Source organism: Actinomycetota bacterium (genome assembly GCA_030774015.1).
In the GTDB taxonomy this organism is placed as follows: domain Bacteria; phylum Actinomycetota; class UBA4738; order UBA4738; family JACQTL01; genus JALYLZ01.
Map to the genome: position 1 here is coordinate 25022 of JALYLZ010000136.1, position 8447 is coordinate 33468.

Sequence of the window (8447 nt, forward strand, 5' to 3'; positions counted from 1 at the left end):
AGGCGGAGCCGGCGATGCCGGAGCCTACCACCCGCCCCCGGGGCTCAGGAACCCAACTACGGCGTCGGCTCCCAGCGGAAGAACCTGACGGCCAGGATCGCACCCGCCAGTCCCCAGACGGCCAGGATCAGCAGGTCGAACCCCTCCCACCCGTTCCCGGACCCGAAGTACGACGACAGCATGGCGTGGGCGAAGTGGTAGATCGGGAAGAGCTTTGCCACCACCACGAACCAAGGGTTTCCGGACGGGAGGGCGAAGAAGACCCCCGAGAGGAACAGGAGGGGCAGGACCGTGGCGTTCACCACGGCCGGTGCGGCGTCCGCGTTCGGCACGATGGCCGTGACCGCGAGTCCGAGGGCGGCGAAGGACGCCGCCCCCACCACGATCGTCAGGATGAACGGCAGGAGGCGGCCCGTCGGGACGCTCGCTCCGTAGAAGGCCACACCGAACGCGACCACGATGCCCACCAGCAGGAACGACGCCAGGATGGCGTGAAGGATCCGGCCGATCATGTACGCCCATCCCGGAAGGGGTGTCCCTCGGACGCGCTTGAGGATCCCGGCGTCGCGGAGGAAGGTCGCGCTGATCGCCAGATTGGTGTAGGTGGCGGTGATGATGGAAAAGGCGCCGATGGCCGGGATGTAGTAGTTCGACGCCTTGATCGTGCCGAACGGCGTGTCCTGGGTGCCGCCGAAGATCGCCGTGAAGATGACCAGGAACATCAGCGGAAAGGCGAACGTGAAGAACGCCGATGCCGGGTTCCGCCAGAAGGATTTGTTGACGTACCTGACCTGCCGGAGCACGAGGCCGAGGTCGCTCACCCCCGTCGCCTCCGTCGCCCACCGCCCGTGGTCACCGGCTCCTCCTGCTCCGCTCCTTGCTCGGCCGTGCCCGTGAGCTGGAGATATACATCCTCGAGGCTCGGCCTGGCCACGGACAGCGCCTCCAGCTCCATGCCTCGCTCGAGCGCCCAACCGGTCAGATCGTGCAGGACGCGGGTCGGCTCGGTGGTTCGGATCTCCGCGATCCCGTCCCTCACCACGAGGTCCGCCGCGAACGAGATGGGCGGGTCGCCCGCTCCCTCCGGCATCCGGAACCGGATGATCGTCGCGGCCACGTCGCGGCCCCCCAGCGAGGACGGCGCGCCCTCGGCCACGATCACACCCTGGGCGATGATGGCCACCCGCTGGGCCAACTCCTGGGCCTCGTCCATGTAGTGCGTGGTGAGCAGCACGGTCTTGCCCAGCAAGCGCAGGTTGTTCACCATCTGCCACGCGTTGCGCCGGGCGCCCGGGTCGAAGCCCGTGGTGGGCTCGTCCAGGAACAGCAGCTCCGGGTCGCCGGACAGGGCGATGGCCACGTCCAGGCGGCGCTGCTGGCCGCCGGAGAGCTTGTTCACCCGCGTGTCGCGCTTCGCCTGGAGCCCCACCACGTCGATGACCTCGTCCAGCGGCCGAGGATGCGGGTAGTAGCCGCGGTACAGCTCGATGGTCTCCGCCACGGTCAGGAATGGGTCGACGCCGGCCGATTGGAGGACGATCCCGATGCGGGCCTTCAGCGAGCGCTCGCCCCTGGCCGGGTCATGGCCGAGTACCGAGACCTCGCCCCCGTCACGCTGCCGGTAGCCCTCTAGGATCTCCACGGTCGTGGTCTTGCCCGCGCCGTTCGGGCCGAGGAGGGCGAACACCTCGCCCTGCTGGACCTCGAAGCTGATCCCGCGCACGGCCTCGAGCTCGCCGTAGCGCTTATGGAGGTCATTGACCGAGATGGCCACCGTCATGTGCCGGTGGAGCGTACCGCGCGGCCGGGCCGCCGGGATGGCGGGGGCTTCACCGGGCCGTCAATCCAGCGGGCGGCGCCCGGGGAACCCGGTGTCCACGTCGTGCCAGTACGCCACCGTGTCCTCGCCCAGCCGCCAGCATAGGAATACCAGGCGCCCCTCCCGGGTCGAGGGGAAGTCCGCCAGGCCCTCCTCCACGTCGCGGAGGACGATGCCCTCTCCCGACAGGCGCTCGACCCCGTCCTTCAGGGTCTGCGCGGCCTCCGTGTACTCGCGTCCCTCGGGGCCGCCCCCGTTCCCGGCCACCGTTTCCCGGACCCGTTCTCCCGACCGCAGCATGAGCTGCCGGGCCTCGCGCATCCTGGCCAGCGACTCCCGGAGCTCCGGAAGCATGGCGTTGGCCTCCTCCACGGTGAACCGGCGCTCCTCGGCGCCCGGCCCGGGGTCGCTCACAGCTCCAGGACTCCCGGGAGCTCGTCGAGGGAGCCGATGCGGGTCCCCTCGTACTCCGGAAAGCGGTTCCACCGGTCCACGATGACCGCGGCCATGCCGGCCTCCTCCGCCGGGAGGGCGTCGAACACCGGGTTGTCGCCCACGTAGACAGACTCCCCCGCCGAGACTCCGGCCCGGTCCAGGGCGATGCGGAAGATCTCCGGGTCGGGCTTCTCGACCCCCTCGACGCCGGAGATCACCCGGACCGGAAAGTACCGAGCGACGTCCAGGTGCTCCAGGAGGCGCTCCAGCCAGGCCTCGAAGTTCGACACCAGGCCGAGGATGGCGCCCGCGTCGCGGAGCTTGTCCAAGACGGCGGGCGCGTCGGGCAGCAGGTGGTAGCTGGACGGGTCGGTGAACACCGCGTACAGGCGATCGCCCAGGCGTTCGAGCTCATCCTCGGAGATCCCCAACTCGCCCAGGAGCAGCCGGTAGAACCGCCCCCAGAACAACCGCGACCGCTGGTCGGAGGTGGTCCACAGCTCGCGGTCCTTGGCGGCCTGGAGGAACACGTCGGCCACGGCCGGCAGCCCCTCAACGACCCGCTCGGGATCGACCGGATGTCCCTCCTCGGTCAGGATCCGGGCCAGGAGCTCCGTGAACGTGGGGTCGGGGTCGATGAGCGTTCCCCCCGCGTCGAAGAACACCGCCCGGTATCGCATCGCTCGACGCCGAGCCTAGCCGGTCGGGGCGGCGCGGCGCGTGAGGTCCGCCCACACCTCGTCCACCCGCCGCTCGAGGTCCTCCCTGGAGCCGTCGTTGCGGATCACGACGTCGGCCACCCGCTCCCGGTCGGCGTCCGGCAGTTGAACGGCCATGCGCTCCCTCGCCGCTTCCGGCGCCATCCCGCGAGCCTCCAGGCGGGCCAGCCGGGTCGCTTCATCGGCCGTCACCGCGAGCACCACGTCGAACATCCCCTGGAGTCCGTTCTCCACGAGCAGCGGGACCACGTACACCAACACCCGATCGGTCCCTTCGTGGCGCCCTCGCTCCTCCATGAACAGGCGAGCCACCTCGGGATGCACGATCGACTCGAGCTTCCTCCGGGATTCCGGGTCGCGGAACACAACAGCCGCCAGGGCCTCCCGGTCCAGCGATCCGTCCGGCCTCAGCACCGACGGCCCGAACGCCTTCTCCACCTGGTGGAATCCGGGCGTCCCCGATTCAACCGCCCGCCTGGCCAGGTCGTCGGCGTCCACCACCACGGCGCCTCGCTCGGCGAGCATGGCCGCAACGGTGGACTTCCCGGACCCGATTCCCCCCGTCAGCCCCACGAGCAGCATGCTGACCACGAGCTTACCGACGCAGCAGGCTGCGCCGGGTTGATGGCGCGGTGGGGATGCGCCCATCCTTCGGTGATGATCACGTGGGGCTAGTTCCGGAACCTGGAGCCCCAGCTGGCAGAGGCCGGACGGAGGCTCCTGTACCAGTACGGCGTGGGTCTGGCCTTCCTGGGCACCGTGCGCGCCGACGGCGGGCCGCGGGCCCACCCGATGTGCCCGATCATCCTCGAGGAGGGCTTGTTCGCCTTCCTGGTCCCGTCGCCGAAGCGGGATGACCTCCGCCGGGACCCGCGTTACGCCATGCACTCCTTCCCCGCCGAGACCAACGAGGACGCGTTCTACGTCACGGGGGAGGCGTGGCCGGTCGCGGACGAACGCCTCCGCGGCGAGCTAGAGGCGACGTTCCTTCGAGAGCGGCAATGGGAATCGGCGCCGCCCGGCCTGGAGGTGCAACAGGTGTTCGAGTTCGGTGTGGACCGGTGCCTGCACACCACGACCACCGGGCATGGAGATCCCCACCCGAGCCACGTGGTCTGGCGCGCGCCGTAGCCGAGCGTTGGCCGGCCGGTCCCGCGGCTGTGGACCGGCGTTACTCGCGGCCCTCGCGGCGCTTGAGGTCTCGGAGGATGGCCTCGAGGGAGACCTCTTCCTCTTCGGCCTCGGGCTCGGGCTCGGCGGCCGCCGCGGGTTCCTCGTGCATGGCGGCCTCCTCGGGCGCCACGGGCTCCGGCTCCACCAGGGCCTCCAGCGCCTCCTGGCTGCCTTCGTCGGCTCGAGCCTCGGCGTCTTCCAGGACCTCGCGGGTCTCCTTTGCGAGCTCCGGCACGACCTCCTCGGCGAGCTCCCGCGACGGCTCGGCCTCGATCTCCACCTCCGCGGGTGCGACGTCGCCGACCTGGCGCATGGACAGCGAGATGCGCCGGCGAGACACGTCCACGTCGATGACCTTCACGGAAACCTGGTCGCCGACCTGCACGACCTGCTCCGGCGACTCGACGTGGGTGTTGGACAGCTCCGAGATGTGGACCAGGCCCTCGATGCCCTGCGCCACCCGGACGAACGCCCCGAACGGGACGAGCTTGGTGACCTGGCCCGAGATGACCTCGCCGGCCCGGTACTTCCGCTCGAACTCCTTCCAGGGGTCCTCCTGCGTGGCCTTCAGCGACAGCGACACACGCTCGCGCTCCAGGTCGACGTCGAGCACCTCGACCTCGACCTCCTGGCCGACGCTCACGACCTCGGACGGATGGTCGACGTGCTTCCAGGACAGCTCGGAGACGTGCACCAAGCCGTCCACGCCGCCCAGGTCCACGAACGCGCCGAAGTTCACGATCGAGGAGACGGTGCCCTTGCGCCGCTCTCCCTTCGTCAGAGACTCCAGGAACTTCTTGCGTCCCTCGCTCTGCGACTCCTCCAGGAAGGCCCGGCGCGACAGCACGACGTTGTTGCGGTTGCGGTCCAGCTCGATGATCTTGGCCTCGAGCTCCTGGCCCACGAAGGGGTGGAGGTCGCGGACCCGCCGCAGGTCCACCAGGGATGCCGGCAGGAACCCGCGCAGCCCGATGTCGAGGATCAGCCCGCCCTTCACGACCTCGATGACGGGGCCCTTGATGGTCCCGCCGCCCGTCATGATCTCCTCGATCCGTCCCCAGGCCCGCTCGTACTGGGCCCGCTTCTTGGACAGGATGAGGCGCCCTTCCTTGTCCTCCTTCTGGAGGACCAGGGCCTCGATGGGGTCGCCGATGCTCACGACCTGTGAGGGATCGACGTCGTGGCGGATGGACAGTTCCTTGGAGGGGACGACGCCCTCCGATTTGTACCCGATGTCGACGAGCACCTCGTCGCGGTCCACCTTCACGACGGTGCCGGCGAGGATGTCACCTTCCTTGAAGGAGATGAGGCTATCCTCGACCGCCTGCCGGAGCTCCTCCGGCGTCAGGTCGTCCTGCACGGCCGCCGCGGCGGCGGCCGGGGCCTGCGATGTCTCGATCTCGACCAACTCCTCTCCCGAAGCCACAAGCGTTCCCATGCGGGTGCACCCGGTTCCAGATGGGGTACAGCCGCGCAGAGAAGAAGCCTTGCGGCCAGCAGGAATGTTAGTTGCGCGCCGAACCGAGCGTCAATCGAACGGATACCTCTGGACGCGAGCCCGGCCTCGAACGCGGCTCGCGGGAGCGAGTCACCCGTTCAGGCAGGGGCCACTGATCGACGTGCCCGGCGACCGGTCTCTGTCCCACGCGCACAGGGGAGCGCGCCCCAGGACATTCCCTCTCGCATCGTTCGCGACGACGACCCCCGGGGCCCGAGGGGGCGGGAACAGGACGAAGTAGTTGAGATCGTCGCCGGGAGGGCCGGGCAGGATGGCAACCGGCCGAACCTCCCCGTCGTCCAGATGGACCGTGACGTCCTTCACGGCCGGGGCGAGCACACCCACATAGCCAATCCCGAGGTTGCTGGCGGTGCTGAGCACGGACATCCCGGGGAGTGTCTGCGGGCCCTTCTCGCTGCAGAAGGTCCCGCCGTCCATCTTCAAGAACAGGCCGACACACCGATTGGTCGTGTACTCCTCCAGGCCCACCGTCACGCTCCACGGAACTCCATCCACCGTCCCGTACGCCACGACCCTTCTCTGGCGTTCGCCGGTGCCAGCCCCGTCGTACGGCGTGAAGTCTCCTCCGATCGCCACCACCGGCCAGGGGCCAAACGAAGGGGAGGGGGCAGGGGGGGCAGGCGACGGGGAGGGAGATGGCGACGGCGCGGGCGACCGCGTCTCCGACGCGGCGGGCTGGGCCTTCCCGTTTCCGGGCACGACCCGCGCCAGCGTGAAGGCCCCGCCGACGATCAAGGACAGAGCGATGGCGGCGGCGACCACCGTGCGACCCTGACGCCCGCGGATCCGGCGCACGGTGCCCTCGGGCATTGGCCGAAACGGGTCGGGCTCCGCTTGGCGGCGCAGTTCCCCTCGAAGCCGGTTCTCCAGGTCGTTCACAGCACGTCCCTCCTCACGGTCCGCCGGAGGTGCTCGATGGCGCGTGAAACCAGCGCGTTCACGGCGCGACTGGAGCACCGAAGTGCCCGGGCGGCCTGTTCCTCGGTCATGTCCTCGTAGAAGCGGAGGACGATGGCGGCGCGCTGCCGGTACGGAAGGGCGAGCACGGCCGTCCACAGCTCATTGCGCTCCCCGGCCTCGGGTCCCACGGCTGCCATACCAGCAGCCCGCGGTCCCTCGCGCCGGAGATAGGCCCGTTCGACCCGGGCCCGGCGGAAATGCGCCTTGCACAGGTTGATCACGGTCCGGCGCAGGTAGGCCTCGAAGGCCGCCGGGCTCCTCAGGTGGCCGAATCGCCCGGTCACCCGGACGAAAGCCTCGTGCGCGATGTCCTGGGCCAGATGGGGGTCCCCGGTCAGCAGGCGGGCCAACGACTCCGCCCCGCCCACGTGCCGGGCGTACAGGTCTCCCAGGTCCGGTGCGCCGAGGGTCTCGGTCACCTGGAGACTTCCCGGCGCGATGTCATCCCTCTGGCCGTTCACCGATGTCTAGATGCGAAGGCGAACCTCTTCGCTTCGGTCGTGTTGCGCCGGTCAGTGGCCGGCGGGAGCGGCCTCGGCCCAGTTCTGGCCCCAGCCGATGTCGGCCCGCAGGGGAACCTTCAGCTCGTAGGCCGCCTCCATCTCGTCCTTGACCAGCTTGGCGGCCTCCTCCACCTGCTCCTCCGCCACCTCGAACACCAGCTCGTCGTGGACCGTGAGGAGCATGTGGCAGTCCAGGCCGGACTCCCCGAGGGCGCGGTCCACCCGGATCATGGCCAGCTTGAACACATCGCTGGCGCCGCCCTGGATGGGGGCGTTCAGCGCCATGCGCCGTCCCAGGTCGCGGACCCGGGGGTTCGCCGCCTGGAGCTCGGGGATGTACCGGCGCCGGCCCAGGAGGGTCTCGGTGAACCCTTCGGCGGCCGCCCGGGTGACCTGGCGGTCCAGGAACTCCCGGATCTTGGGGAACCGGGCGAAGTAGGCGTCGATGAACTCCTGGGCCTCGTCGGGCGCGATGCCGAGGCGGGAGGCCAGCCCGTACGCGTTCATGCCGTAGGCCAGGCCGTAGTTGATCATCTTGGCCCGGCTCCGGATCGAGGAGTCCACCTGGTCCGCCGGGAGCCCGAACACCAGCGCCGACGTGGCGGTGTGGATGTCGGCCCCGGACGCGAACGCCTCCGCCAGCCCCTCGTCGCCGGACAGATGGGCCAGGATCCGCAGCTCGATCTGTGAGTAGTCCGCGCACATCAGGACCTGGCCCGGCGAGCCCGGCACGAACGCCCGGCGGATCCGGCGCCCCTCTTCGCCACGCACCGGGATGTTCTGGAGGTTGGGGTTCGTCGACGACAGCCGGCCCGTCGCGGCCACGGCCTGGTTGAACGTGGTGTGGACCCGCCCGGTAGCCGGGTTCATCAGCCTGGGCAGCGCCACCAGATAGGTCGAGTTCAGCTTGTCCAACTCCCGCCACTGGAGCAGCGCGTCCACGATGGGGTGCTGGTCGCGAAGCTTCTCCAGCACGCTGGCGTCCGTGGAGAGCTGTCCCTTCGGGGTCTTCTTCCCCGGCGAGAGGCCCATCTCCCCGTACAGGATCTCCCGGAGCTGGGGCGGCGAGTTCAGGTTGAACTCCCGCCCGGCGTGCCGGTAGATCTCGATCTGGAGCGCGGCCATCCGTCCCGTGACGCTGGCCGACATGTCCTCCAGGTAGGACACGTCGAGGGCCACGCCTCGCGCCTGCATCCGGGCCAGGACCGCCGCCAGCGGCAGCTCGACCTCCTCCAGCAGGTACCGCAGCCCGGCCCGGTCGATGCGCTTCTCCATGACGGGCGCGAGGAGGGCCACCGCGGCGGCCTCGGGGGCCCCCC

At 69.9% G+C, this 8447-nt stretch carries 10 protein-coding genes; 1 reads left to right on the forward strand and 9 read right to left on the reverse strand.

Going from position 1 to position 8447, the window contains the following annotated elements:
• Positions 1–56: 56 nt before the first annotated feature.
• The 5 genes from M3Q23_13875 to coaE are packed head-to-tail and all read right to left on the reverse strand — an operon-like array spanning position 57 to position 3555.
• Positions 57–821 (reverse strand): ABC transporter permease, encoded by a 765-nt coding sequence (locus M3Q23_13875; GenBank protein MDP9343147.1) that lies wholly within the window; start codon positions 819–821, stop codon positions 57–59.
• Complete coding sequence (locus M3Q23_13880) at positions 818–1780, reverse strand: ABC transporter ATP-binding protein (protein ID MDP9343148.1); 963 nt, start codon at positions 1778–1780, stop codon at positions 818–820. The genes M3Q23_13875 and M3Q23_13880 overlap by 4 nt, the downstream gene beginning before the upstream one ends.
• 60 nt (positions 1781–1840) lie before the next feature.
• Complete coding sequence (locus M3Q23_13885) at positions 1841–2233, reverse strand: DUF2203 domain-containing protein (protein MDP9343149.1); 393 nt, start codon at positions 2231–2233, stop codon at positions 1841–1843.
• Positions 2230–2934, reverse strand: a complete 705-nt coding sequence (locus tag M3Q23_13890; protein MDP9343150.1) for an HAD-IA family hydrolase — start codon at positions 2932–2934, stop codon at positions 2230–2232. The genes M3Q23_13885 and M3Q23_13890 overlap by 4 nt, the downstream gene beginning before the upstream one ends.
• Before the next feature lie 15 nt (positions 2935–2949).
• Entirely contained in the window at positions 2950–3555 is a 606-nt protein-coding gene (gene coaE / locus M3Q23_13895; protein MDP9343151.1) for a dephospho-CoA kinase, read from the reverse strand.
• Between the two features lie 153 nt (positions 3556–3708).
• On the opposite strand from coaE, the gene M3Q23_13900 reads away from it, so the two are divergent.
• Entirely contained in the window at positions 3709–4104 is a 396-nt protein-coding gene (locus tag M3Q23_13900; GenBank protein MDP9343152.1) for a pyridoxamine 5'-phosphate oxidase family protein, read from the forward strand.
• Between the two features lie 40 nt (positions 4105–4144).
• On the opposite strand, the gene rpsA is transcribed toward M3Q23_13900, so the two are convergent.
• From rpsA to M3Q23_13920, 4 genes are all read right to left on the reverse strand, one after another.
• Complete coding sequence (gene rpsA / locus M3Q23_13905; protein ID MDP9343153.1) at positions 4145–5584, reverse strand: 30S ribosomal protein S1; 1440 nt, start codon at positions 5582–5584, stop codon at positions 4145–4147.
• 150 nt (positions 5585–5734) lie between these two features.
• Positions 5735–6544: a hypothetical protein gene (locus tag M3Q23_13910; GenBank protein ID MDP9343154.1), complete on the reverse strand. Its 810-nt coding sequence runs from the start codon at positions 6542–6544 to the stop codon at positions 5735–5737.
• Entirely contained in the window at positions 6541–7086 is a 546-nt protein-coding gene (locus M3Q23_13915; protein MDP9343155.1) for a sigma-70 family RNA polymerase sigma factor, read from the reverse strand. Before M3Q23_13915 ends, M3Q23_13910 begins: the two co-directional genes overlap by 4 nt.
• A gap of 51 nt (positions 7087–7137) precedes the next feature.
• The coding region (locus M3Q23_13920) for a DNA polymerase (GenBank protein MDP9343156.1) at positions 7138–8447 on the reverse strand (1310 nt) is incomplete at its 5' end.